At 63.8% G+C, this 26,063-nt stretch carries 22 protein-coding genes and 1 pseudogene; 18 read left to right on the top strand and 5 right to left on the bottom strand.

Going from position 1 to position 26,063, the window contains the following annotated elements; translation table 11 throughout:
• Positions 1-18: 18 nt before the first annotated feature.
• The 4 genes from IVA93_RS26525 to IVA93_RS26510 all read left to right on the top strand — a co-directional run bounded on the left by IVA93_RS26525 (position 19) and on the right by IVA93_RS26510 (position 3,541).
• Positions 19-252: a hypothetical protein gene (locus IVA93_RS26525; RefSeq protein WP_026233301.1), complete on the top strand. Its 234-nt coding sequence runs from the start codon at positions 19-21 to the stop codon at positions 250-252.
• Between the two features lie 374 nt (positions 253-626).
• Positions 627-1,625 carry a TRAP transporter substrate-binding protein gene (locus IVA93_RS26520; protein ID WP_247789268.1) on the top strand — a complete coding sequence of 333 codons (999 nt, stop codon included), beginning with the start codon at positions 627-629 and terminating at the stop codon, positions 1,623-1,625.
• A gap of 84 nt (positions 1,626-1,709) precedes the next feature.
• Positions 1,710-2,225, top strand: coding sequence for a TRAP transporter small permease (locus IVA93_RS26515; RefSeq protein ID WP_026233300.1), 516 nt, complete (start codon positions 1,710-1,712; stop codon positions 2,223-2,225).
• Positions 2,222-3,541 (top strand): TRAP transporter large permease, encoded by a 1,320-nt coding sequence (locus IVA93_RS26510; RefSeq protein ID WP_018457100.1) that lies wholly within the window; start codon positions 2,222-2,224, stop codon positions 3,539-3,541. The genes IVA93_RS26515 and IVA93_RS26510 overlap by 4 nt, the downstream gene beginning before the upstream one ends.
• A gap of 49 nt (positions 3,542-3,590) precedes the next feature.
• On the opposite strand, the gene IVA93_RS26505 is transcribed toward IVA93_RS26510, so the two are convergent.
• Positions 3,591-4,865: a serine hydrolase domain-containing protein gene (locus IVA93_RS26505; RefSeq protein ID WP_018457099.1), complete on the bottom strand. Its 1,275-nt coding sequence runs from the start codon at positions 4,863-4,865 to the stop codon at positions 3,591-3,593.
• Between the two features lie 170 nt (positions 4,866-5,035).
• Here IVA93_RS26505 and IVA93_RS26500 point away from each other — a divergent pair, with 170 nt between their 5' ends.
• Positions 5,036-5,953, top strand: a complete 918-nt coding sequence (locus IVA93_RS26500; protein ID WP_018457098.1) for an intradiol ring-cleavage dioxygenase — start codon at positions 5,036-5,038, stop codon at positions 5,951-5,953.
• A 31-nt stretch (positions 5,954-5,984) separates the two neighbouring features.
• Here IVA93_RS26500 and IVA93_RS26495 read toward each other — a convergent pair whose 3' ends face one another.
• Positions 5,985-6,878 carry a LysR family transcriptional regulator gene (locus IVA93_RS26495; RefSeq protein ID WP_018457097.1) on the bottom strand — a complete coding sequence of 298 codons (894 nt, stop codon included), beginning with the start codon at positions 6,876-6,878 and terminating at the stop codon, positions 5,985-5,987.
• 100 nt (positions 6,879-6,978) lie between these two features.
• Between IVA93_RS26495 and IVA93_RS26490 the strand changes: the two genes are divergently transcribed.
• A complete protein-coding gene (locus IVA93_RS26490) occupies positions 6,979-7,848 on the top strand; it encodes an SDR family oxidoreductase (protein ID WP_018457096.1) in 870 nt (289 codons plus the stop codon).
• A 42-nt stretch (positions 7,849-7,890) separates the two neighbouring features.
• Positions 7,891-8,564, top strand: a pseudogene (locus tag IVA93_RS26485) (NAD(P)-dependent oxidoreductase).
• Positions 8,565-8,587: 23 nt separating this feature from the next.
• On the opposite strand, the gene IVA93_RS26480 reads toward IVA93_RS26485, so the two are convergent.
• Together IVA93_RS26480 and IVA93_RS26475 are read right to left on the bottom strand one after the other, a co-directional pair.
• The gene (locus IVA93_RS26480; RefSeq protein ID WP_018457094.1) at positions 8,588-10,324 is read right to left on the bottom strand and encodes a bifunctional protein-serine/threonine kinase/phosphatase; all 1,737 of its coding nucleotides are present in this window, start codon (positions 10,322-10,324) and stop codon (positions 8,588-8,590) included.
• 55 nt (positions 10,325-10,379) lie between these two features.
• A complete protein-coding gene (locus IVA93_RS26475) occupies positions 10,380-11,219 on the bottom strand; it encodes a formate/nitrite transporter family protein (RefSeq protein WP_018457093.1) in 840 nt (279 codons plus the stop codon).
• Between the two features lie 674 nt (positions 11,220-11,893).
• On the opposite strand from IVA93_RS26475, the gene IVA93_RS26470 reads away from it, so the two are divergent.
• From IVA93_RS26470 to IVA93_RS26420, 11 genes are all read left to right on the top strand, one after another.
• Entirely contained in the window at positions 11,894-13,213 is a 1,320-nt protein-coding gene (locus IVA93_RS26470) for a CmpA/NrtA family ABC transporter substrate-binding protein (RefSeq protein ID WP_085352121.1), read from the top strand.
• 60 nt (positions 13,214-13,273) lie between these two features.
• Positions 13,274-14,170 carry a nitrate ABC transporter permease gene (gene ntrB / locus IVA93_RS26465; RefSeq protein ID WP_018457091.1) on the top strand — a complete coding sequence of 299 codons (897 nt, stop codon included), beginning with the start codon at positions 13,274-13,276 and terminating at the stop codon, positions 14,168-14,170.
• Positions 14,171-14,181: 11 nt separating this feature from the next.
• Entirely contained in the window at positions 14,182-14,976 is a 795-nt protein-coding gene (locus IVA93_RS26460) for an ABC transporter ATP-binding protein (RefSeq protein WP_247363492.1), read from the top strand.
• Between the two features lie 338 nt (positions 14,977-15,314).
• Complete coding sequence (locus IVA93_RS26455) at positions 15,315-16,694, top strand: MFS transporter (RefSeq protein WP_247789267.1); 1,380 nt, start codon at positions 15,315-15,317, stop codon at positions 16,692-16,694.
• Between the two features lie 119 nt (positions 16,695-16,813).
• On the top strand, positions 16,814-17,242 hold the full coding sequence (locus IVA93_RS26450; protein ID WP_026233298.1) for a globin family protein: 429 nt from the start codon (positions 16,814-16,816) through the stop codon (positions 17,240-17,242).
• Between the two features lie 10 nt (positions 17,243-17,252).
• Positions 17,253-18,470 (top strand): NAD(P)/FAD-dependent oxidoreductase, encoded by a 1,218-nt coding sequence (locus tag IVA93_RS26445; RefSeq protein WP_256469915.1) that lies wholly within the window; start codon positions 17,253-17,255, stop codon positions 18,468-18,470.
• Between the two features lie 15 nt (positions 18,471-18,485).
• On the top strand, positions 18,486-21,191 hold the full coding sequence (locus IVA93_RS26440; protein ID WP_018457086.1) for a nitrate reductase: 2,706 nt from the start codon (positions 18,486-18,488) through the stop codon (positions 21,189-21,191).
• A 232-nt stretch (positions 21,192-21,423) separates the two neighbouring features.
• On the top strand, positions 21,424-22,326 hold the full coding sequence (locus tag IVA93_RS26435; protein ID WP_018457084.1) for an SMP-30/gluconolactonase/LRE family protein: 903 nt from the start codon (positions 21,424-21,426) through the stop codon (positions 22,324-22,326).
• A 45-nt stretch (positions 22,327-22,371) separates the two neighbouring features.
• Positions 22,372-23,211: an aldo/keto reductase gene (locus IVA93_RS26430; RefSeq protein WP_018457083.1), complete on the top strand. Its 840-nt coding sequence runs from the start codon at positions 22,372-22,374 to the stop codon at positions 23,209-23,211.
• Positions 23,212-23,396: 185 nt separating this feature from the next.
• On the top strand, positions 23,397-24,338 hold the full coding sequence (locus IVA93_RS26425; RefSeq protein ID WP_018457082.1) for a DMT family transporter: 942 nt from the start codon (positions 23,397-23,399) through the stop codon (positions 24,336-24,338).
• Between the two features lie 59 nt (positions 24,339-24,397).
• Positions 24,398-25,468, top strand: a complete 1,071-nt coding sequence (locus tag IVA93_RS26420) for a zinc-binding dehydrogenase (RefSeq protein WP_026233296.1) — start codon at positions 24,398-24,400, stop codon at positions 25,466-25,468.
• A gap of 4 nt (positions 25,469-25,472) precedes the next feature.
• Here the strand turns inward: IVA93_RS26420 and IVA93_RS26415 are convergent, their stop codons facing one another.
• Positions 25,473-25,934, bottom strand: coding sequence for an Lrp/AsnC family transcriptional regulator (locus IVA93_RS26415; protein ID WP_018457080.1), 462 nt, complete (start codon positions 25,932-25,934; stop codon positions 25,473-25,475).
• Between the last annotated feature and the right edge of the window lie 129 nt (positions 25,935-26,063).

Raw genomic sequence — 26,063 nt, 5'->3', positions numbered from 1 at the left:
TCTGGAGGAGGACTACAAATGAAGTTGAAGATAGTAACTGCAGCATTGATGCTTTCCGCAATATCCCTGCCGGCGTTCGCGGCCGACGAGTTCTATGTCGTGCAGGACGTCAAGACGAAGAAGTGCACAATCGTCGACAAGAAGCCGACGGACACGTCCATGACCGTCGTCAGCCCATCGGGCGCGATCTACAAATCGCGCACCGAAGCTGAAGCCGGCATGAAGACCGTCAAGGTCTGCACGTCCAACTGAGGAGGATGACAAATGCCAGTTCTGATTCTCTGGGCCGTGCCGGCCGTGCTGGTGATCGGCGGCGGCATCTATCTGATCGGCCACATGCACTAAGCGGCAGTGGAAGGCGGGTCTGTGCGTGCAGCGCACGGGCCCGCACGCCGTCTGTCTGCTAAGAGAGGCTGCTCCCCTCGGCCTGCCACGCACCGGCAGGAGCGCAAGTTGCAGTGCAGCAGTTCGCGAAAGGGGTGGCCCTGCGACGAAGAGGGCCTCCCGCGCGCGTGAAATGACTTCCGTCCCGCCGAGGTTTTCCATACGCTTCCCACTCGCAAGCCGCATACCGGCTGCGCTCACGGCCCGGCGACAGGGCCGGAGCATCAAAAGGAGGGGAGACGATGAAGCGAAGATCATTTCTCGCTGGGCTCGGCGCGACCACTGCGGCGGCTGCGATGGGCATGCCGTCAATCGTCAGGGCACAGTCGCCGATCACATTGAACGGCGCGGTCCAGTTCAACGACGACCACGCCTTCAACCGGGCCCTGCTCCGGTTCGAAGAGCTGGTCAAGAAGTACTACGGCAAGCCCGTCAACTTCACACTGCACAGGAATTCCTCGCTTGGCCTCGAAAAGCAATATTTCGAGTACATGTCGCAGGGCAAAGCCGTCGATTACGGCATCGTCTCGCCGGCTCACATGTCGACCTTCGCCAAGGCGGCCCCGTTCATCGACGCGCCCTTCGTGTTCAAGGGCATCGACCACATGAACAAGGTCGTCGAAGCCAATATCCTGGCGCCGATCGCCGACGAAGTCGCGTCCAAGGCCGAGGTCGTTCTGATCGGCTATTCCGGCGGTGGCATCCGCAATATCTTCGCCAACAAGCCGCTCAAGACTCTCGCCGACCTTAGGGGACTCAAGGTGCGCGTACAGGGCGCGCCGATCTGGTCGAAGACCTTTGCGGCCGTGGGCATGAGCCCGACGGTGATCGCCTACAACGAAATCTACAACGCGATCCAGAACGGCGTGATTGCGGCCGGCGAGAACGAGGCGGCCGGCGTCGAGGCGATGAAGTTCTACGAAGTGGCTCCGCATCTCAACCTGACCCAACACGCCGTGTCGATCCGGCCGATCTGCTTCTCGGTGAAGACGCTAAAGACCTTGCCGAAGGAGTTGCAGGACGCGATCATGAAGGCCGGCAAGGAGGCCGGCGACTACGGCCGACAACTGGAGTCGAGTGAAGAAGTCGTCAAGCTCGACACGCTGGAGAAGGCCGGGAAGCTCAAGCGCGTTCCCTTCGAAGAACGGGACACCATGAAGAAGCTCGCCGATCCCGTGATGGCCACCTACGCCAAGGAAATTGGCGCGGAAGGCATTTTCGAGAAGATCAACGTCGTCTGAAAACTGTCGCCGCCCACGCGACAGGACGTCGGGGCAAGCCAGACGGCTTGCCCCATTGCGTGATTGTGATCCCCCGGAGTCGTGATGACTGAAATATCGATGCCACCGAACCCGTCGCCATGGCGCCGAGCAACGGCGGCCTATGCAAAACTGCTGGAAATCCTGCTCGCCGCCTCCGTCGGTATGCTGGTCATTCCGGTCACGTTGCAGATCATCTCGCGCTACACGCCTTTGATTCCGTCCTACATCTGGACCGAGGAGATGGCGCGGTTCATGTTCATCTGGACGATCATGATTGGCGCCATGGTCGGCATCAGAGAGTCGCAGCATTTTGAAGTCGACGTCTGGCCTGACCTGTCACGCCGAAGCGAAGCCATGGTCCGGATTCTCGCGCGGCTCGGCGTGCTGGCGCTGGCACTGGTGTTCGTAACCGCCGGAATCGAGTTCACCCGCTTTGCCTGGAACAGAACTTCGGAGCTGGCCGATCTGCCGCTTTGGCTGATCCACGTCGCCTGGCCGATTTCCGGCGTGACCTGGATCGTGTTCGCCGGTGAACAGATCGTCGACGAGATGCGGATTTTGTTTGGGGCAAATCAATGAGCGGCAATGTTCTTTCTGCCGGGCAGGCCGCAATGGTCCTGTTCGGTACTTTCGTTGGCCTGCTCATCATCCGCGTCCCGGTCGCCTTCGCGCTTGGCCTTGCCTGCGTGCCGATCCTGCTGATCGAGCCGCATCTGTCGCTGATGACGCTCGCGCAGGAAACCTTCAACGCCTACAATTCATTCATCCTGCTAGCGGTCCCGTTCTTCCTGCTCACCGCCAATCTGATGAGCATCGGCGGCATCACCGACCGGCTGGTCGCGCTGTCCCGCTCGATGGTCGGGCACTGGCCGGGGTCGCTGGCGCAGATCAACGTGGTGCTGTCGGTGTTCTTTGCCGGCATCTCCGGATCCTCCACCGCGGACGCGGCGAGCCAGTCCAAGATATTCATCGATGCCCAGACCAAGGAGGGCTACGACCTCTCGTTCTCGATCGCCATCACCGCGGTCTCGGCCGTGCTCGCCGTCATCATCCCACCCTCGATCCTGATGATCGTGTGGGGCGGACTGATCTCGACCTCGATCGCCGCGATGTACCTCGCAGGCATCGTGCCGGGATTGCTAATCGCGGGCGCGCAGATGGCAACAGTGCATATCTATGCCGTGCGCCGGGGCTATCCGACCTATCCGAAGGACACCTGGAGGGAGATGTGCTGCGCCATCTGGCGCTCGATACCGGCGCTGATGACGCCGTTCATCATTGTCGGCGGCATCCTGCTGGGGTGGTTCACCGCGACCGAATCCGCCTGCGTCGCAGTGCTCTATTCCGTGGCGCTGTCGACGTTCTTCTACCGTGAAACCGGCGCGCGCGAACTCTACAAGGCGCTGCTCGATACCGGGCGCCTTGCCGGCGTGGCGCTGTTCTGCGTCGGTACCGCGAGCGCGTTCGGCTGGCTGCTGGCCTATTACAGGATTCCGCAGGAACTGCTGGCTAACGTCTCGACCTGGGGCATGGGCGCGATCGGGGCCGGCTTCTTCATCGCGTTCTGCTTTCTGGTGGTGGGCTGCTTCCTCGACGCCATTCCGGCGATCATCATCGTCGGCACCGTTCTCGAACCGCTGGCGAAATCGGTCGACCTTCATCCGGTGCAGTTTGCGATCATCTCGATCGTCTCGCTCGCCTTCGGATTGGTGACGCCGCCTTATGGCCTCTGCTTGATGATCGCCTGCTCGATCGCCGGGGTACGGCTGCGCTATGCGCTTAAGGACACGGTGATCATGCTGATCCCCATGCTGCTCGTGCTGGCGGCGCTCATTATTTGGCCCAGCGTTTCCCTGTTCCTGCCGCGCCTGATCGTGCCGGAGATGTTGAAATGAGCGGGGCTTGATCCCGCGGCTCTGATGCCGCGGAATCGGTGCATTTTTCTCAGAGATTGCTCTCGGTGATCGCAGCGTAGACCATGCTGCGCAGCTCGCGCCGGAGCGGGTAGGCGCTCGACGGCAGCACCTGCGTCATGAAGATGGTGATCAATTCTTCGGCCGGGTCGATCCAGAACGAAGTCGTGGCCGCGCCGCCCCAATTGTATTCACCGGGGCTGCCGGCGACCAGCGTCTCGGCCGGGCGCATCGTCACGGCGAAGCCGAGGCCGAAGCCGATGCCGTTGTAGGCGGCTTCCGCGAACAGCGAGCGCGACACTTCCGGCAGCGAGCGTCCACCCGGAATGTGGTTGGTCGTCATCAGCGCCAGCGTCTTCGGCCCGATCAACCTGACGCCGCCGAGTTCGCCGCCATTGAGCAGCGCACGGCAGAAGGTGAGATAGTCGGCCGTCGTCGAGCACAGCCCGCCGCCGCCCGAAATCAGGGACGGCGGTGACAGGAACGAACTCTTGGTTGGATCATCCTGCAACGTCAGGCCCTCGCGGCGCTGGCCGGCATGGAAGGTCATGCCGCCACCCGGGTCGGCCGAGTAACAGGCAGCGAACCGGTGGGCCTTGGAAGCCGGCACGTGGAAATCAGTGTCGGTCATGCCGAGTGGATCGAGAATGCGCTGTTTCAGGAACTGCTCGAAGGGTATGCCGGAGATCTTGCCAATGAGGTAGCCGAGCACGTCGGTCGAAACCGAGTAATTCCAGGCCTCGCCCGGCGAGAACTCCAGCGGGATTTTTGCAAGGCTCTCGATCATGGTCTGGAGCGTGCCGGATTTCTCGACCTCGCCGATCTTTTCGGCGCGGTAGGCGGCATCGACGTTCGAGCGCTGCTGGAAGCCGTAGGTGAGGCCGGAGGTGTGGCGCAGGAGGTCGACGATCAGCATCGGCCGCGACGGCGGCCGGGTCAGGAAGGAAGGCGCAGTGCCGGCGACGAACACGCCGAGATCCTTCCATTCCGGAATGTACTTGGCGACCGGCTCATCGATGGCGACGAGGCCTTGCTCGACCAGCATCATGAAGGCGACGCTGGTGAGCGGCTTCGTCATGGAATAGATGCGGTAGATGGTGTCATCCTTGACGGGCAGCTTGCGTTCGACGTCGGCAAAACCCTGCACCGAGCTGTGGGCGATCTTGCCACGGCGATAGACCAGGAGATGCGTGCCCGGGAAGCGACCGGCATCGATGTACCGGCTCTTCAGATGCGCATCGACACGGTCGAGCGCGGCCTTGGACATGCCCACGGATTCGGGCGACGCGGGGGTGGGGGCGAGCATCAGTTCCTCCGAAAGTTTTGTCCGCCGTTGATAGCCGAAAAGGCGGTCTTATTCCAAGCCGGTCGCGCTTAACGCCGGCCGGCTGTTTGGTGTAGGCTTCACTTTGGAACGCCTCCAAGCAGCCCAAAAAGATCCCCAACGGGCCAATGAGAAAACGCAGGCAAACGACCATGACCCAGTTCAACGAAACCGAACTCACCGAAGCCGTCGTCCGGAGCTTTGACCAGACACCTCACCCGCGCGCGAAATTCCTGCTCCAGGAATTGGTGAAGTCGCTGCACGATTACGTGAGCAAGACCGGCCTCACTTTCGCGGAATGGGAATACGCCATCGATTTCCTGACCCGCACCGGCCAGAAATGCACGGACACACGACAGGAATTCATCCTGCTGTCCGACGTGCTCGGCGTCTCCATGCTGGTCGACGCGGTCAACCATCGCGAGCGCGAGGGCGCCACCCAGACCACCGTGCTCGGGCCGTTCTATGTCGGCGAGCACAAGGTGACGGCGCACGGAACCGACATCTCTCCGAACAATCAAACCGGCGAACGGATGTTCGTGCAGAGCCGTGTCACCGATCTCGACGGCAAGCCGCTCGCGAATGTCCCCGTCGACGTCTGGCACGCTGACGATGACGGCTTCTATGACTCGCAGAAGCCGAACTATGACGAGGTCGGCGCCTCGGCGCGGGCGCGCTTCATCACCGACAGCGATGGCCGCTTCTTCTTCCGCACCATCTTGCCGTGCAGCTACCCGATCCCGACCGACGGCCCGGTCGGCGAGATGATCGTGCAGACCAACCGCCACCCGATGCGCCCGGCGCATGTGCACTTCCTGGTCAATGCCAAGGGCTACGAGCCGCTGATCACCCACGTCTTCATGGACGGCGACAAATATCTGGATTCCGACGTGGTGTTCGGCGTGAAGGACGACCTCGTCGCCAAGGTCGAGCCGCGCAACGATGCGGCGATGCCCGACGGCAGCAAGGCGAACGGGCAGTGGCATCTGATGAGCTACGAATTCCACCTCAAGCCGGGCGGCGGCATGGCGCCGAGGCCGCTGGGGACGAAGGCGGAGGAGCACGCCTGACCGTCAGGCGCGAGCAGCGCGCGCCACCCGCTCATCTCCCGATAAACGCCGCCAGCTCGTCAGGCGTCCCCATCGGAAAGGCTTCTTTCATGAAGTCGAGGAAGGCGGAGACGCGCGCGCTCAACAGCCGGCGCGATGGATAGAGCGTCCACAACGCGATCTCTGGTCCGTCCATGTCGCCCCAATGCACCAGCGTGCCGGCAGCCAGGTCGTGACTGACCAGTGATACCGGAAGGCGTGTGGCGCCGACGCCCGCCCGGACCGCGTCGCGAACCATGACGAGCGATGACAGGCGCAGGACCGGATCAATCGCGATGCGCGACCTTCCACTGGGCATCGTGACTTCCCAGCTTGTCAGCTGGTCGCCCGCTCCGCGCATGACAGCCGGCACAGCGATGCCGTCCCTCGGTCGTTTCAGGTCCGGGCTTGCCACGACCACCAGCCGATCGCGCAGAAAGATTCGTCCGACAAGGCTGTCATCCGGATCGGGATTGACCCGAATGACGAGGTCATACCCTTCCTCCACCATGTCGACGGAGCGATCTTCCGTCGTGACCTCAAGACGGATCTCCGGATATCTGAGCGCGAACCCGGCCGCGAGGTTTCCCATTGCAGTCTGCGAGAACAGCAAGGGCGCGCTGATCCGCAAGCGCCCCCGCGGCCTGTCCCCACCCGAGGCGATCGCTGTCGCCGTCTCATCGAGCTCGGTGAGCAAGGCCCCCGTCCGCTCGTAAAGGGCGCGTCCTTCCTGTGTGAGTTTCAGGGTGCGCGCCCCGCGCTCGAACAGGCGCAGGTCGAGGGCAGCTTCCAGCTCGGCGACCCGCCGGGACAGGGTGGCTTTCGGGCGTCCGGTGGCGCGTGCGGCCCGTCCGAAGCCGCCGTGCCGGGCGACGAGATTGAAGTCGGTCAGTGCGAGCAGGTACATCGTTCCACCAGTGAGACAGTCCGTCCAAATATAGCGGCTATCGGTTCGTTTGTGGATCGCTAATTTCCGGGTGTCTTCTGACCAACCCGGAGTGATCTCCATGACCATCCTCGTTACCGGTGCAACCGGCACCGTCGGCCGCCACGTCGTCGAACAGCTCGCCAAACGCGGCGCCGATGTCCGTGCTCTCGCCCGCGATCCAGCCAAGGCAAACCTCCCGGCAGGCGTCACCGTCGTGCAGGGCGACCTGCTCGACGTCGACTCGATCCGCAGCGCATTCAAGGGCGTCTCGACCCTGTTCCTGCTCAACGCAGTGGTGCCGGATGAATTCACGCAAGCGCTGATCGCGCTCAACGTCGCCCGCGAGGCTGGTGTCGAGCGGGTCGTATACCTCTCGGTGATCCACAGCGATCGCTACGTGAACGTCCCGCACTTTGCCGGCAAGTTCGGCGTCGAGCGGATGATCGAGCAGATGGGCTTCAACGCCACCATCCTGCGCACGGCGTACTTCATGAACAACGACGTCACGATCAAGGACGTGGTGACCGGATACGGCATCTATCCGATGCCGATCGGGAGCAAGGGGCTCGCCATGATCGATGCGCGCGACATCGGTGAGATATCGGCCCTCGAGCTCATCCGTCGTGAGCGCGCCGCAACGCCGCTTGCGCTCGACCGCGTCAATCTCGTCGGTCCTGATACGCTGACCGGCGCGAAAGCCGCCGCGGTCTGGTCGGAGGTGCTGGGCCGCACGGTCGCCTATCCCGGTGACGATACCGCCGGCTTCGAGAAGAATCTCCGGCAGTTCATGCCGAGCTGGATGGCCTACGACATGCGGCTGATGAGCGAGCGTTTCCTCACCGAGGGAATGGTCCCCGAAGCCGGCGACGTCGAGCGTCTGACCGCGTTGTTGGGCCGTCCCCTGCGCTCCTATCGCGACTTCGTCTCCGAAATCGCGGCCTCTGCCTGACGGCATGGGCACGTCCCCATCACGACAACGAGGACTCCCATCATGACCTCTTCAATCGCCACTGTTCCGGCGGATCCGCAAGGTGCGACGAAGATATTGGTGCTTGGAGCGACCGGTGCCACCGGTCGCCTGATCGTCAACCAGGCGGTGGCGCGAGGCTACGACGTCACCGTGCTGGTGCGTTCCGCCGAGAAGGCACGTGACATCACGGGGCGAAGCTTATCGTCGGAGACGCCCGCGATGAAACAGCCCTGCGCGCAGCCCTCAAAGGCCGTGAGGCCGTGGTCAGTGCGCTGGGTACACCGGTAAGCCCGTTCCGCGAGGTGACGCTTCTCTCGACCGCGACGCGCGCGCTCGTGAGCGCGATGAAGGCCGAGCAGGTCTCGCGGCTCGTTTGCATCACGGGAATGGGCGCCGGCGACAGTGCCGGGCACGGCGGCTTTATCGCCGACAATGTGATCTTTCCGCTTCTCCTGAAGAAGGTGTACGCCGACAAGGACCGGCAGGAAGCAATCGTCAGAGACAGCGGGCTGGACTGGGTCCTGGTTCGCCCCTCGATCCTGAACAACAAGCCCGGCCGCGGCTCGGTCCGGGCCCTGACGGATTTTTCGGGCTTCCATGGCGGTACCATCGCGCGCGAAGACGTTGCGACATTCGTGCTCGATCAGGTGCGCGCCGATACCTGGCTGCATCGGTCTCCGCTGATCACGTGGTGATGCTTTGCGTGGCTACACCCGGATCAGCGCGCGTGCAGCATCGCTAGCAGGACCACGACGACGCAGGCGAGCGCCGCCGTGGTCAATTTCCAGAACATCAGCGGGCTGCGCTCCAAGAGCGGCGTGATCCGCGTGTCGAGATAGGCCGGATTGGGTGTGCGAAGCTCGAAGACGAATTCGGACAGATCCTCGTGCCGCTTGTAGGGATCCGGATGCAGCGCACGTCTGAGCGCGCCGTCGACCCAGGCGGGCACGTTGCTGTCGTCATCGGCCGGGCGGTATTTGAGCCTCCGCACGTCCGCCTTGCGCCGGACCCTGGCGATTTGGGTGCCATAGGGAAGCTTTCCCGTCAGCATCTGGTAACAGATCACGGCGAGCGAAAACATGTCGGAGCGCGGCGAGCCGCCTTGCCCAAGAAAATATTCCGGCGCCGTGTACTGGACCGTTCCCAGAATTTCGTCGGTCTCGTCCTGTGGCGCGGCCTCCGCGACGCCTGCCACCTTAACCGATCCGAAGTCGATGATCTTCGCGGTGCCGGTCTTGTCGATCAGGATGTTGTCGGGCCTGAGGTCCTGATGCAGCATCTCCATGCGGTGGAAGGCGCGCAGGCCCGCGGCGATTTGCTCGACCAGTCCGCGGACGGTTTCGAGATCGGGGCGCGGATTGTCCGTCATCCATTGCCGCAAGGTCTGACCTTCGACGAATTCGGTCGCGACGTAGAGGTAACCGCGCCGTTTCGACTGTGACAGCGGCTTCAGCACGTGCGGGCTGTCGATCCGGCGCGCGATCCACTCCTCCATCAGGAAGCGCTTCAGGTAGGCGGCATTGTCGCGCAAATCGATCGACGGCAGCTTGAGCGCGACCGGCTCCTCGGTCACCGCGTCGACGGCAAGGTAAATATGGCTGCGGCTGCTGGCGTGGATTTCGCGGACGATCTTGTAGCCGTCGAAGACGGCCCGCGGCTCCGGCAGCGGGGGAAGCGGCAGCTGGGAGGTCTGGTTGAAGATGCCGGCCGGCTCGCGCTGCGGCACCGCATCGATGCGGAGGATCTGGACTGTGATGTTGTCGTCGCTGCCGCGCCGGTAGGCTTCCTCGACGATCGCCTTCGCCGCTCCGTCGAGCTCGGCTGCATGGTCGCTGAGCGCACTCGTGACAAAACGCGCGTCGACGAATTCATAGGCGCCGTCGGTCGCCAGCAGGAACGTGTCGCCAGTCTCGATCTCGAAACTCTGGTAGTCGATCTCGAGCTGCGGATTGATCCCGAGCGCACGGCCGAGATAGGTCTGCTCCGAGGACACGATGATCCGGTGATCGTCGGTCAGCTGTTCGAGCGCCTTGCCGGCCACGCGGTAGACGCGACAGTCGCCGACGTGGAAGATGTGCGCGGTGGTCGCCTTGATGACCATGGCGCTCAGCGTGCAGACATAACCCTTGTCACGGTCATAGGCATATTGGCTCTTGCGCGTCTGCGCGTGGAGCCAGGAATTGGTCGCGTCCAGCACGCGGCGGGCGGAGGTCTTCACCGTCCAGGATTCCGACGTGCAATAATAGTCCATCAGGAAGCTCTTGACCGCCGACTCGCTGGCGATCTGGCTCACCGTGCTGCTGGAGATGCCGTCGGCGAGGACGGCTGCAATGCCCTTCAGGCTGAGCATCGGCTCGTCCGGAACGAGGACGCCGTGAAAATCCTGGTTGATGGGCTTGCGACCCTTGTCGGAATGCTGGCCGACCGAGATCTGAAGTCCGCGAGTCATCGTCATCACCGGCAAAGGGGAGCCTCACCCTGATCGGGCGAGGCTCTCCTGTCGAGACGTATCAGGCCGCGACGCGGGGCGACGTGGCCTTGCCGGCCTGGCGCTTCGGCTTGGTCATGACGTGCGTGGCGTAGAGGGTCATGCCGGTGAAGGCGAGGCCGCCGACGAGGTTGCCGAGCACCGTCGGGATCTCGTTCCAGATCAGGTAATCCATGATCGAGAATTTTGCGTGCAGCATCAGGCCCGACGGGAACAGGAACATGTTCACGACGGAATGCTCGAACACCATGTAGAAGAACACCAGGATCGGCATCCACATCGCGATGACCTTGCCGGGGACCGAGGTCGAGATCATGGCGCCGACCACGCCGGTCGAGACCATCCAGTTGCAAAGCATGCCGCGCAGGAACAGCGTCGCCATGCCGGCCGCGCCATGCGCAGCGTAGCCCAGCGTTCGGCCTTCGCCGATATTGCCGATCGCGGTGCCGATCTTATCGGGGTCCTGCGTGAAGCCGAAGGTCGTGACGAAAGCCATCATGAAGGCCACGGTGAAGGCGCCGGCGAAGTTGCCGACGAAGACGAGGCCCCAGTTGCGCAAGACGCCACCGATGGTGACGCCGGGGCGCTTGTCGATCAGCGCGAGCGGGGAGAGCACGAACACGCCGGTCAGGAGGTCGAAGCCCAGCAGATACAGCATGACGAAGCCGACCGGGAACAGCAGCGCGCCGATCAGCGGCTGCCCCGTGTTCACGTTGATCGTGACGGCGAACCATGCCGCGAGCGCCAGGATGGCGCCGGCCATGTAGGCGCGGATGATGGTATCCCGGGTGGACATGAAGACTTTGGACTCGCCCGCATCCACCATCTTGGTGACGAATTCCGAAGGCGCGAGATACGACATCGATGGTTCCTTTTGCTTCCTAAGAAAGAGATCTCGCCCTCCTGCGAGAGCGATTGAACGTCACTGCCCGTGCGGGCTGACCTGCCGCGCACGAGGCGATGGAGAGTTGGAAGCCTTTGGGATTGCGTCACGACGACCGAGCCGAGGAGGGCCGCGAAGCAGTTGAGCTTCCGGGATGCAGCCGCCAGCGCCTGCATCAATGCGGCAAAGCCGCAGTCTTCATTGACGTAAATGGAGAGGCAAGTTGCGTGCCGTGTGCTGGGCTCATAAAAAGCAAGCAACATCAATCTGGTAGAGCTTTGGCTGCCCCGGCTTTTGCGCTTGATGCGGCCTTTTGCTTGGGCTGCTGCACAACTGTTGTGCGCCGCACAATTATTGGGCAGCCGCAAATTTCGCGAGCGGAACGGGCCTGCGACAGACTGGCGCGCTGCCTGTAGCATACTGATCTTTCGAGATTTTCTACGTTGTGGCGCTTGGCACGAAGCTTGAATAGTTCCAGCCCGACGCCATTGAAGCCGTCCCGCGAGACTTCTCATCCGAATTGCCGACGCCACCAGACGGGGGTCTCCCCGCCTCGCGTTCGCATGCGCAGCTTCAGGCGTCGCCGGACCGGATGGGCTGCTCGTGTGCACTGACGCAATCATTCTGCAACGACGCAAAGGACGATATCGCCCATGACCAAGCGCACCCGCCGGCCGTCGGACACTGGCCTCAGCCGCCGTCAATTGTTGAAGGCCGCCGGCTCGACCGCCGCACTCCTGGCCGCCGTAAAACTCAATTTCCCCGCTGGCGCCTTCGCGCAGGACGCCGGCCCCGAGGTCAAGGGTGCCAAGCTCGGCTTCATCGCGCTGAGCGATGCCGGCCCCTTGTTCGTCGCCAAGGACAAGGGCCTGTTCGCCAAATACGGCATGCCTGACACCGACGTGCAGAAGCAGGCCTCCTGGGGCACCACGCGGGACAATCTCGTGCTCGGCTCAGAAGGCAACGGCATCGACGGTGCGCACATCCTCACCCCGATGCCGTATCTGATCTCGGCCGGCAAGGTGACGCAGAACAATCAGCCGACGCCGATGTACATCCTGGCGCGGCTCAATCTCGACAGCCAGTGCATCTCCGTCGCCAACGAATATGCCGACCTGAAGCTCGGCGTCGACGCCACGCCCTTCAAGGCGGCGCTGGAGAAGAAGAAGGCCTCAGGCAAGGCCGTGAAGGCCGCGATGACCTTCCCCGGCGGCACGCATGACCTCTGGATCCGTTACTGGCTCGCCGCCGGCGGGATCGATCCCGACAAGGACATCGAGACCATCGTGGTGCCGCCGCCGCAGATGGTGGCCAACATGAAGGTCGGCACCATGGATTGCTTCTGCGTCGGCGAGCCCTGGAATCTGCAATTGATCCATCAGAACATCGGCTACACCGCCATCAACACCGGCGAACTCTGGAACAAGCATCCGGAAAAATCCTTCGGCATGCGCGCCGCCTTCGTCGATAAATATCCAAAGGCCTCGAAGGCGCTGCTGATGGCGGTGATGGAAGCGCAGCAATGGTCGGACAAGGCCGAGAACAAGGCCGAGCTTGCCGCCATCATGGGCAAGCGGCAGTGGATGAACTGCCCCGTCGAAGACGTGCTCGACCGCACCGCTGGCAAGTTCGACTACGGCATCCCGGGCAAGGTGGTCGAGAACTCCCCGCACATCATGAAGTATTGGCGCGACTTCGCCTCCTATCCGTTCCAGAGCCACGACCTCTGGTTCCTCACGGAGGACATCCGCTGGGGCAAGTACGAGGCGAATTTCGACACCAAGGCGCTGATCGCCAAGGTCAACCGCGAGGACATGTGGCGCGATGCGGCCAAGACGCTCGGCGTCGCAAGTGCGGAGATCCCGGCCTCTACGTCGCGCGGCAAGGAGACCTTCTTCGACGGCAAGGTGTTCGATCCGGAAAATCCCGCTGCCTATCTGAAGTCGCTCGCGATCAAGCGCGTCGAAGTCTGATGGAGCCGGCGGCCGCCTCCGGGCGGCCGCATCGTCTTTTGCAGCCGGAGAGATATTGCGATGAAGATGCCCGCCACGAAGATCGAGGTTGAGACCGCGAAGCCTGCGAGCGCTGCCGCGCCGGTCGTCGCGATGACACCGAAGCGGCCGCCGCGATCGGAGACTTACGCGCGGATGGCGCGGGAGACCGCCGTGCGCGTCATCCCGCCGCTCGTCGTGGTCGCGTTGCTCATGCTGATATGGGAGCTGGTCTGCCGTCGCGCCGGCTCGGCGCTGCCGCCGCCGTCAAAAGTCTTCAAGGACACCAAGGAGCTGATCCTCGATCCGTTCTTCGACCATGGCGGCATCGACAAGGGTCTGTTCTGGCATCTCTCCGCCAGTCTCCAGCGCGTCGCGCTCGGCTATTCGCTCTCCGCCATCGCCGGCATCGCGCTCGGCGTCCTGGTCGGCCAGTCGGTCTGGGCCATGCGCGGGCTCGATCCGCTGTTCCAGGTCTTGCGCACGATCCCACCGCTGGCCTGGCTGCCGCTTTCGCTCGCGGCCTTCCGTGACGGCCAGCCGTCGGCGATCTTCGTCATCTTCATTACCTCGGTCTGGCCGATCATCATCAACACCGCGGTCGGCATCCGCAACATTCCGCAGGACTATCGCAACGTCGCCGCAGTGGTGCAGCTCAACCCGCTCGAGTTCTTTGCCAAGATCATGATCCCTGCCGCCGCGCCCTACATCTTCACGGGACTTCGCATCGGCATCGGCCTGTCATGGCTCGCGATCGTCGCCGCGGAAATGCTGATCGGCGGCGTCGGCATCGGCTTCTTCATCTGGGACGCCTGGAACTCCTCGCATATCAGCGAAATCATCCTGGCGCTGTTCTATGTCGGCATCATCGGCTTCGTGCTCGACCGCCTGATCGCGGGCGCCGGCAAGATCGTCACCCGCGGCACCGCGCTGAATTAAAGGGGAAGCACATGACCGCTTATCTGAAGCTCGACCATATCGACAAGATTTTCACCCGCGGCGCAGCCTCCACGGAGGTGCTGAAGGATATCAATCTCACCATCGACAAGGGCGAATACGTCTCGATCATCGGCCATTCCGGTTGCGGCAAGTCGACCCTGCTCAACATCATCGCAGGCCTGACCAACGCCACCATGGGCGGCGTGCTGCTCGAGAACCGCGAGGTGAACTCGCCGGGACCGGATCGCGCGGTGGTGTTCCAGAACCACAGCCTGTTGCCATGGCTGACCGTGTACGAGAACGTCCGGCTCGGCGTCGACAAGGTCTTCGCCAAGACCAAGAAGCGCTCCGAACGCGACGCCTGGGTCATGCACAATCTCAACCTCGTGCAGATGGCCCATGCCAAGGACAAGCGGCCCTCGGAAATCTCCGGCGGCATGAAGCAACGCGTCGGCATTGCCCGCGCGCTTGCCATGGAGCCGAAAGTATTGCTGCTCGACGAGCCTTTCGGCGCGCTCGACGCACTGACCCGCGCGCATTTGCAGGATTCGGTGATGGCGCTGCATCAGAAGCTCGGCAACACCATTCTGATGATCACCCACGACGTCGACGAGGCGGTGCTGCTGTCCGATCGCATCGTCATGATGACAAATGGGCCGAGCGCGCGCATCGGCGAGGTGCTGGAGGTGCCGCTGGCGCGGCCGCGCAAGCGGCTCGAACTCGCGACCAACGTCACTTACCTGAAGTGCCGGCAGCGCGTGCTCGAATTCCTCTATGAGCGTCATCGCTTCGTCGAAGCCGCGTAGGCGCGTCACCAACAGATGCTCACGCAACGCCTAATTTTGAATCATCAAGCTCAATCCTTGTGCGGCGCACAGGGATTGAGCGAATCGCAAAATTTGCGTGCGAAATAGTGCTGCAAGAATTTGGGGCACGACGAACAAGCTCCTGAATTTCCTGCGTTTCCGGAATGCGCGCAGTTGGCACGGAAATTGAAACACCGGCCGCGACGCCAACGACGACGTCCCTCAACATCATCAATCAGCATCGTGAACTCGCCACCGGGGCTTGGCCTCGGCGCGCGCCTCCGTGGCCGGAGGCTGAGCCTGCAACGACGCAGCGGTGAGGCAAGAAGGGATACTCAATGACGAAGAATCCAACCTGGATTTCAGACTGGCGCCCCGAAGATGAGGCGTTCTGGAATGCGACTGGCAAGACTATCGCGCGACGCAACCTGATCTGGTCGATCGTGGCCGAACATATCGGCTTCTCGGTCTGGCTGATCTGGAGCATCGTCACCACCAAGCTGCCGCAGGCGGGCTTCCACTACACCACCGACCAGCTGTTCCAGCTCGTCGCGGTGCCCGGGCTGATCGGCGCGTTGATGCGCTTTCCCTACACCTTCGCGGTGACGACCTTCGGCGGGCGCAACTGGACCATCTTCAGCGCGGCGATCCTGCTCATTCCGACGCTTTCGCTGGCCTATTTCGTCGGCCAGCCCGACACGCCGTTCTGGCTGATGCTGCTGATTGCCTCGACCGCCGGTCTCGGCGGCGGCAATTTTGCCTCCAGCATGACGAACATCTCGTTCTTCTTCCCCGACCGGATGAAGGGGTGGGCGCTCGGACTGAATGCGGCCGGCGGCAATATCGGCGTCTCCAGCGTGCAGCTCCTGACCCCGATCCTGATGACGCTCGCCGTCATCAACCTGTTCGAGGCATCGCCCGTCGACGGCGTCTTCCTCCAGAACGCCGGCCTGATGTGGGTGCTGCCGATCGCGATCGCGGTGTTCGGCGCAGTGTTCTTCATGAACAACCTGACCACGGCCAAGTCGTCGATCAAGAACCAGCTCGCCGTGGTCAGGCGCAAGCACACCTGGATCATGGCGTATCTCTATATCGGCACGTTCGGCTCCTTCATCGGCTACTCGGCTGCATTTCCGCTGTTGATCAAGACCCAGTTCCCGCAAGTCACCATTGCGATCGCGTTCCTGGGGCCGCTGGTCGGCTCGCTGTCGCGGCCGCTCGGCGGCTGGCTTGCCGACAGGATCGGCGGCTCGGTGATCACGTTCTGGAATTTCATCGTGATGGCAGGCGCGACGATCGGCGTGCTCTACTTCGTCGGGCACAAGGATTTCATCGGCTTTCTGTCGATGTTCCTGGTCCTGTTCGTGACGACGGGCATCGGCAACGGCTCGACCTACCGCATGATCCCCTCGATCTTCCGCGAGCAGAATTTGTTCAGGGTGCGCGGCAAGGGCGATGCGGAGCGCGCGGTCGCCTTGAAGACGGCGAGCATCGAGAGCGGTGCTGCGGTCGGCTTCATCGGCGCGGTCGGCGCCGTTGGCGGCTATCTGATCCCGACCGGGTTCGGCAAGTCGATCGCGCTGACCGGCGGGCCGCAGCTCGCGCTCGCGATCTATCTCGGCTTCTACGCCTCCTGCCTCGCGCTGACCTGGTGGTTCTATCTGCGTCGCAGCCCGCAGGGCGAAGGCGCGTCAAGCCTCGCCGGCGCGCGTGTCTAATACTTGGTACGAATCTCGCTTCTCCCCATACGCGGGGAGAAGCATTGCCCGACAGTTTGACAATGAACCTGGTTCGCAATGGCGCGCACCAAGGCAAACCCAACAGGCAGGAGAACATCATGACGCCGGAACAGATCACCCTCGTGCAGCAGAGCTTTGCCAAGGTCGCGCCGATTTCCGCGCAGGCCGCGGTGCTGTTCTACGATCGCCTGTTCGAGGTGGCGCCATCCGTGCGCGCGATGTTCCCCGAGGACATGACCGAGCAGCGCAAGAAGCTGATGGGCATGCTCGCCGCCGTCGTCGGCGGTCTGTCGAATCTGGACTCGATTCTTCCGGCGGCCTCCGCGCTTGCGAAGCGTCACGTCGGCTACGGCGCCAAGGCCGAGCACTACCCCGTGGTCGGCGCGACCTTGCTGTGGACCCTGGAGAAGGGCCTTGGCGAGGCCTGGACGCCCGAACTCGCTACCGCCTGGACCGACGCCTACGGCGTGTTGTCCGGCTACATGATGTCCGAGGCCTACGGCGCACAGTCGCAGGCCGCTGAATAGGAGATGCGTTGTGAGTGAACCGCTGGTCATTGTCGGAAACGGTATGGCGGCCGCGCGTCTGGTCGACGAGCTCGCCAAGACCGCACTCGGCCGCTACGCGGTCGCCGTCATCGGCGAAGAGCCGCGGCTCGCTTACAACCGTGTTCTGCTCTCCTCCGTGCTGGCCGGCGAGACCGGCTCGCACGAGATCGAGCTCCGACCCGCCGACTGGTGGCGCCATCGCGGTGTCACGGTGCGCTACGGCTATCGGGTCACCGAGGTCGACACCGGCCGACGCGAGCTCAAGATCGAAGGCGAAGAGAGCATGGAATATTCCAAGCTCGTGCTCGCCGTCGGCTCGACGCCGCTACGGCTCAACGTGCCCGGCGCCGATCTCGCCGGCGTGCACACCTTTCGCGATACCCGCGACGTCGACCTGCTGCTGACGCTCGCGGCCGCCAGGAAGCGCGTCGTCGTGGTCGGCGGTGGTCTGCTCGGACTCGAAGCGGCCTACGGCCTCGCCAAGGCCGGAGCGCCGGTGACGCTGCTGCACCTGATGGACCGGCTGATGGAGCGCCAGCTCGATGCCTCCGCCGCGGACCTGCTCAAGACACTGGTCGAGCGCAAGGGCATTCGTATCCTGCTCAATGCATCCACAGCGCGCATCCACGGCGAAGGTCATGTCCAAGCGGTCGAGCTTGCCGACGGCAGCCGCATCGAGGCCGATGCGGTGATCTTCGCCGCCGGCATCAGGCCCAACATTGCGCTCGCAAAGGACGCCGGCATCGCAGTCAACCGCGGCATCGTCGTCAACGACGAGATGCAGACGGCGTCACCCGATATCTACGCGCTTGGCGAATGCGCCGAGCATCGCGGCACCTGCTACGGCCTCGTCGAGCCCGCCTACGAGCAGGCGCGCGTGCTGGCGCGGCATCTCGCGGGCCGTCCCGCGGCCTATCAGGGCAGCGTGGTCTCGACCAATCTGAAGGTGTCGGGCGTCAGCGTATTCTCCGCGGGCGACTTCATGGGCGGGGAGGGCAGCGAGAGCCTCGTGCTGTCAGACCGCAGGCGCGGCACCTACAAGAAGCTCGTCATCTCCGACGGCCGGCTCACCGGCGCGGTGCTGATCGGCGATACCGTCGATGCGCTCTGGTATCTCGAGCTGATCCGCAATCGTGACAAGGTGGCGGCGATCCGCACCGACATGATGTTCGGCCGCGCGCTCGCGCGTCCCTCCAAAGCGGCTTGATTGAGGCGGCTCGATATGACGGCGATCGATCCCACGCTCCGCGCTACCAAAACGACCTGTCCGTATTGCGGCGTCGGCTGCGGCGTGCTGGCGACGCCAGACGGCAAGGGCGGCGCGGCGATCGCGGGCGATCCCGATCATCCTGCCAATTTCGGCCGGCTGTGCTCCAAGGGCTCGGCGCTCGGCGAGACGGTCGGGCTCGAAAGCCGGCTGCTCTATCCGATGATCCGCTGCAAGGGCGTGCTCGAACGCGTCGCCTGGAGCGATGCGCTCGATCACGTCGCCCACCGCATGCAGCACATCGTCGCGCGCGACGGCGCCGACGCGGTCGCATTCTATCTCTCGGGCCAGCTGCTGACCGAGGACTATTACGTCGCCAACAAGCTGATGAAGGGCTTTGTCGGCACTGCGAACGTCGACACCAATTCGCGGCTCTGCATGTCGTCATCGGTCGCCGGTCACCGCCGCGCCTTCGGCGCCGACACCGTGCCCGGCTGCTACGAGGATCTCGACCAGGCCGATCTTCTGGTGTTCGTCGGCTCGAATGCCGCCTGGTGCCATCCCGTGCTGTTCCAGCGCATGCTGAAGAACCGGCAGGAGCGCGGCGCGCGCATGATCGTGATCGATCCGCGCCGCACCGACACCGCGACCGACGTCGATCTGTTCCTCGGCCTCAAGCCCGGCACCGACACGGCGTTGTTCTCCGGCCTGTTCGTTCACCTCGCCGACAATGGTGCCCTGGATCAGGACTACATCGGGCAAAACACGTCGGGCTTTGACGACGCGCTGGCGCGCGCACGCAGCATCGCCGGCAGCATCACCGCGACCGCACTGGCGACCGGCCTCTCCGAGCAGGACGTTGCCACCTTCTTCAAGATGTTCCGTGACACGCCCCGCGTCGTCACGCTGTACTCGCAGGGTGTCAATCAGTCGGCGCAGGGCACCGACAAGGTCAACGCGATCCTGAACTGCCATCTCGCCACGGGGCGCATCGGCAAGCCCGGTGCCTCGCCGTTCTCGCTCACCGGCCAGCCCAACGCGATGGGCGGCCGCGAGGTCGGCGGCCTCGCCAACCAGCTCGCCGCACACATGAACTTCACGCCGCCGGACATCGATCGCGTGCGGCGGTTCTGGAAGGCGCCGCGTATCGCGACCCATGAAGGGTTGAAGGCGGTGCAGCTGTTCGAAGCCATCAACCGCGGCGAGGTTAAGGCGCTGTGGGTGATGGGCACCAACCCCGCAGTGTCGCTGCCCGACGCGGACTTCGTGCGCGAGGCGCTGAAGAAGCTCGAGCTGTTCGTGGTCTCCGAGAACGTGCTCTCCAACGACACGGTCGATGCTGGCCCGCACGTGCTGCTGCCCGCGCTCGCCTGGGGCGAGAAGTCGGGCACCGTGACCAATTCCGAGCGCCGGATCTCGCGCCAGCGTTCGTTCCTGCCGGCGCCCGGCGAGGCGCGGCCGGACTGGTGGATCCTGAGCGAAACCGCAAAACGCCTCGGCTTCGGCGACAGTTTTAATTACAAATCCGCAGCCGACATCTTTCGCGAGCACGCCGCGCTCTCGGCGTTCGAGAACGATGGCAGCCGCGACTTCGATATCGGCGCGCTGACCTCGCTGTCCGACGAGGGCTTCGACGCGTTGAAGCCCGTGCAGTGGCCCGCGCGCGAAGGCCAGGCGCCCGGCGAGCGCTTCTTCGCGGCCGGCGGGTTCTTCACCAATGACGGCAAGGGCCGCTTCGTCGCGCCGGAGGTGCCGGCGCTGCGCGGCGAGACCGGGCCGTCGCGGCCGCTGCGGCTCAACACCGGGCGCATCCGCGACCAGTGGCACACCATGACGCGCACGGGCCTCAGCCAGCGGCTCGGCGCGCATCTGCCCGAGCCGTTCGTCGAGATTCATCCCGATGACGCCGGCAGATACAACGTCGTTCATGACGGCTATGCCCGCATCACCACCGACTACGGCCAGTGCACCCTCAAGGTCGTCGTCAGCGACCACCAGCAGCGCGGCACGCTGTTCGCGCCGATCCACTGGAGTGCGATGAACGCCTCGCACGGTCGCGTCGGGGCGCTGGTCGCACCGTTCACCGATCCGTTTTCGGGGCAGCCGGAGTCCAAGGCGACACCAGCCGCGATCGTGCCTTATGAATACGTCTTCCGCGGCTTTGCGTTGTCGCGCAAGCAGCTGGAGCTGCCACCGAACCTGATGTGGACCCGCGTCACTGTTACCGGCGGCTTCGGCTACCTCTTCGCCGACAATGCGGACCTGTCGCGCTGGCCGGCCTGGCTCGGTGGCGTTGCCGGCGAGGACGTCGCCGACTATCGCGACCTCGGCGGCGGCGTTTATCGCGCGGCCTCGTTTGCCGGCGACCGCATCGAAACCTGCCTGTTCGTCGGCCCCGCGCATGATGCCGGGGACTGGGAGGTGGTGAAGAGCCTGTTCGTGGCCGACCACGTCACCGATGAGCAGCGGCGCATGCTGCTGTCCGGCAAGTCGAGCGAGGGCGCGGTTTCGACCGGTCCTGTCGTCTGTGCCTGCTTCGGCGTCGGCCGCGGCACCATCTGCGACACCATCGCCGCAGGCGCGCGCACAGCCGCCGAGATCGGCGCAAAGCTCAAGGCCGGCACCAATTGCGGCTCCTGCATCCCCGAGCTGAAGCGCCTGATCGCGACGACCGAAATTGCGCCGGCGAAGCATGCCAAGCACGCGGGCGCGGCGGGGTAGGGGCGACTTTCTCGGTCGTCGCGCATACTCCGCCGTCATCGCCCGGCTTGACCGGGCGATCCAGTACGCCGAGACGCCTGTGATCAAGCGCTAAGGCCACTGCGTACTGGATTCCCTGCTTTCGCGGGGAATGACAGCGAGGGCGGGGCGCTATGCTTCGGCCCAATCGACGCACGCCTCATTGTGCCCTATGGTGCCGCGCTCTCGCCCTCAACACGCAAAAACAACAATGATGTACCTGGAAACGCCGCCGCGCCTGATCGAGACCAGACTCTTTTCCGCCATGCCCGACAAATTCCGCCGCAAGGGCGAGCGCACCGATTGGGCCGATGCCAACCGGCCCGGTGTGCCGACGGATTCCTTCATCGAAGGGCCGTCGTTCGACAAGGATGGCAATCTCTACATCGTCGACATTCCCTTCGGCCGCATCTTCCGCATTGCGCCCGACGGTGAGTGGTCGCTGGCGATTGAATATGAGGGCTGGCCGAACGGACTGAAGATTGCGGCGGACGGCCGCATCCTGGTCGCCGACTACAGGCACGGCATCGTGGAGTTCGACGCCAGGGCAGGGCGCATTGCGCCGGTGCTGACCTCGCGCAACTCGGAGTCTTTCCGGGGCTGCAACGATCTGCATCTCGCGTCCAACGGCGACATCTATTTCACCGACCAGGGACAGACCGGCCTGCATGACCCCAGCGGCCGCGTCTATCGCCTGACGCAAAGCGGCCGGCTCGATTGCCTGATCGACACTGGTATCAGCCCGAATGGCCTGGTGATCGATCCAACCGAGACCGTGCTGTTCGTCGCAATGACGCGCGACAACGCGGTGTGGCGGCTGCCGTTCATGAAGGACGGCAGCGTGTCGAAGGTTGGCCGCTTCTGCTCGCTGTTCGGCACGAGCGGCCCTGATGGCATGACAATGGATGCCAAGGGCCGCCTGTTCGTCGGTCACGCCTCACTCGGCCATGTCTTCGTGTTCGCGCCCAACGGCGAATTGATTGCGCGGGTCAAGTCGTGTGCAGGTCCGAATTGCACCAATGTCGCCATTGGTGGCGCGAAGAAGGATCGGCTCTACATCACGGAGTCCGCAACCGGTAGCGTATTGGTCGCTGACATCGGCGTATTGAACTCTTGAGCGCGACGGCGGTTGCCTCAGCGAACGAGTGGTATCGGAGCAAAGATGAACACGAAACCCTTCGGCAAAACGGGTGCCAGCGTCTCCGTCATCGGGCAGGGCACATGGTATCTCGACCATGGCGATCGCAAGCGCGCGATCGCGGCGCTTCAGCGCGGGCTCGACCTCGGCATGACCCACATCGATACCGCCGAGATGTATGGCGATGCCGAACTCGTCATTGCGGATGCGATCGCGGGCCGACGCGACGAGGTTTTCTTGGTGTCAAAGGTGCTGCCGAGCAACGCCTCGCGCCGCGGAACCATCACCGCCTGTGAGCGCTCGCTGAAGCGGCTGAAAACCGATCGGCTCGACTGCTATCTGCTGCATTGGCGCGGCTCGTATCCGCTGGAGGACACCGTCGCCGCATTCGAGGAACTGGTGAAGGCCGGCAAGATCAAATCCTGGGGCGTCTCCAATTTCGATGCCGATGATCTCGACGAGATCCTCGACGCCGCCGGCGAACACCGCATCGCCTGCAATCAGGTGCTCTATCATCTGAAGGAACGCGCGATCGAGCACGCGGTGATCCCGTGGTGCGAACGGCATGGTGTCGCTGTGGTCGCCTATTCGCCATTCGGCCACGATGATTTCCCTGCGAGCAACAGCAAGGGCGGCGCGGTGCTGGCGCGCATCGCGGAGGCGCGTCGCGCGACGCCGCGCCAGGTCGCACTGAGCTTCCTCACCCGTGCAACTACGGTGTTCGCGATCCCGAAGGCGTCGTCCGCGGAACATGCCGGCGACAATGCTGCGGCCGGCGATCTGGTGCTGACGAAAGACGAGATCGCGGCGCTCGATGCGGCGTTTCCGCGCGGTCCGAAGCCGCGCGGCCTGCCCATGCTGTAGTGCACAAACGCCCGTTATTAATGGAGTCTTGACGTGCGCGGACGTGAGCGCATATCGGCATCCTGTTTTCGGAAGTTGTGAAAGCGGCGCAATTATCGTTTTTTACGATCATTCCCGATTCGCATTCCTAGGTTCCAGCCGTGACCCCGCCGCCCGCCGCAGCCGCAAGGCTCGACAGTATTCCCATGCCCATGCCGGAAAAGAAGCCGCAGGCGCGACGGGCGCCGGCGCGCGTCGATCACCCGTTCAAAGGCATCGCGCTGGTGCTGCTGTCGACGATCTTTCTCGGCTGCTCCGATGTTACCGCGAAATATCTGTCGTCGAGCCTGCCGTCGATCGAGATCACCTGGATCCGCTTCGTGACGTTTGCGCTGATGTTCACGCCGGTGATGCTGCCGGGCTCGCCGCTCCATGCGATGCGCACCGAGCGCCTCGGCCTGCAGTTGATGCGCGGCGCGGCATTGCTCGGCTCTTCGCTGTTCTTCATCACCGGCCTGAGCTTCCTGCCGATCGCAGAAGCGTCCGCGACCGGCTTCGTCTCGCCGCTGTTCGTCACCGCGCTCTCGATCGTCTTCCTGAGCGAGAAGGTCGGCATGCGCCGTTGGATCGCGACCGCGATCGGCCTGACCGGCGTGCTGATCATCCTGCGCCCGGGCTCCAGCGCGTTTCACGCCGCCGCCTTCTTCCCGATCGTCTCGGCGTTCTGCTGGGCCGCGGCGCTGATCCTGACGCGCATGATGAGCGGGCGTGAAGCCGTCCTCACCACGATGGCCTATTCGGCGCTGACGGGCGTTGCGATCCTCTCCCTGATGGTACCGTTCGTCTGGGTCACGCCGACCTGGACGGCGATCGGGCTTGGTATCGTGATCGGCGTCGCCTCCACCGTCGGCCAGTGGATCATCGTGCTGGCCTATCGCTACGGCGATGCCTCGGTACTGGCGCCGTTCTCCTACACGCAGTTGCTGTGGGTGAGCATCCTCGGCTTCTTCCTGTTCGGCGAAGTGCCTGATGTCTGGACCGTCACCGGTGCGGCCTTCATCGTCGCCAGCGGCCTCTACATCGCCCATCGCGAGCGCATCCGCCGCGCCCAGCTCCTGATCCTGGAAGAGCGTTCCCCGAACCCCTGACGCAAGATCGCGCGTCCGCTTCGTGCTATCGACGGCTCCAACAAGACGGGAGGAGCCGGATGCGCGCTGCGATTTTCAGGAACGGTGAGATTGTCGTCGACAGAATGGCCGAGCCGAAGCCCGGCCCCGGCCAGGTGCTGGTCAAGACGCTCGCCTGCGGCATCTGCGGCTCCGATCTGCACGCGCGCCAGCACGCCCACCGCATGGTGGAGATGGCGCGAAAGACCGGCCGCAAGCCGATGGATCTCGCCCGCGACGTCGTGTTCGGCCACGAGTTCTGCTGCGAGATCGTCGACTTCGGCCCGGGGACCGTGCGCAAGCTCAAGTCGTGCACGCGCGTCTGCTCGCTGCCAGCCCTCGTAACGCCGCAGGGCATCGAAGGCATCGGTTACTCCAACGACAATATTGGCGGCTATGCCGAGGCGATGCTGCTGAGCGAAGCGCTGCTGCTCGAGGTGCCCAACGGTCTCGCGCCGGAGCATGCCGCGCTCACCGAACCGCTCGCGGTCGGCGTTCACGCCGTCGCCAAGGCCAACATCCGAGGCGGCGAAGTGCCGCTCGTGATCGGCTGCGGCCCGGTCGGGCTAGCGGTGATTGCGGCGCTGAAGCTCAAGGGCCTGCATCCGATCGTCGCCGCCGACTATTCGCCGGCGCGGCGCGCGCTTGCGGCAAAGCTCGGCGCCGATGTCGTCGTGGATCCACGGGTGTCGCAGCCCTATCTGACCTGGGCCGAGCATGCGCAGATGTCGGAGGCGGAGAAGGCCGCGCGGCCGCCGTTGCTGCCCGCGCTCAAACCCGCGATCATCTTCGAATGCGTTGGCGTGCCCGGTCTCTTGCAGCAGGTGTTCGAGGGCGCTCCGCGCGATGCGAGGATCGTCGTGGTCGGTGTGTGCATGGAGACCGACAGGAGCGAGCCCATGCTCGGCATCATGAAAGAGCTCAACGTCCAGTATGTGCTCGGCTACACGCCGGACGAATTCGCGGCGTCACTGCGCCTGATCGCGGAGGGGCAGGTGGATGCGGCGGCAATGGTGACGGCGGAAGTCGGCATCGACGGCGTTGCAAAGGCTTTCGCCGATCTCGCCAATCCTGAGGCTCACACCAAGATCATCGTGCAGCCGTGGCGGTGATGCCTTACACCGGCAGCGCGATCGAATATTTCACCTGGCTGAGCGCAAAGCTGGACTCGATCGAGGCGATGCCGTCAAGCCGGGTCAGCTTGGTCTTCAGGAAAGTCTCGTAGGAGGCCAGGTCGGCGGCGACCACGCGCAAGAGATAGTCGCGATTGCCGGTCATCAGATAGCATTCCAGCACCTCGTCCCATTTCGAGATCGCGCGCGCGAAGCGGTTGAGGTCCTCCTCCTTCTGCCGGGCCAGCTTGATCGAGATGAAGACGCTGACATGCAGCCCCAGCGCCTTCTGGTCCACGGTCGCGATGTAGCGCGAGATGACGCCGCGTTCCTCGAGCAGCTTGACCCGGCGATGGCATGGCGACACCGAAAGCCCGACCTTGTCGGCCAGTTCCTGCATGGTCAGGCGGCTGTCGTTCTGGAGGTAGCTGAGGATTTTGCGGTCGATGGCGTCGAGATCGGGCATTGGGATGAACCTGTCGTTTTTGCCGGCTGATTGGTAAGCTATCCCAATATTGGCTGGTATTGCGCGAAACATTGAGAAGTTTGGCGCTTCCTGCAGGGGTATCATCGGGCACCTGTTTTCCGGGAGCAT

The sequence above is a fragment of the Bradyrhizobium sp. 155 genome, from assembly GCF_023101105.1.
GTDB classification, from domain to species: Bacteria; Pseudomonadota; Alphaproteobacteria; order Rhizobiales; family Xanthobacteraceae; genus Bradyrhizobium; species Bradyrhizobium canariense_D.
Note: the sequence above shows the minus strand (reverse complement) of the source record. Positions and strands in the feature narration are given on the sequence as shown.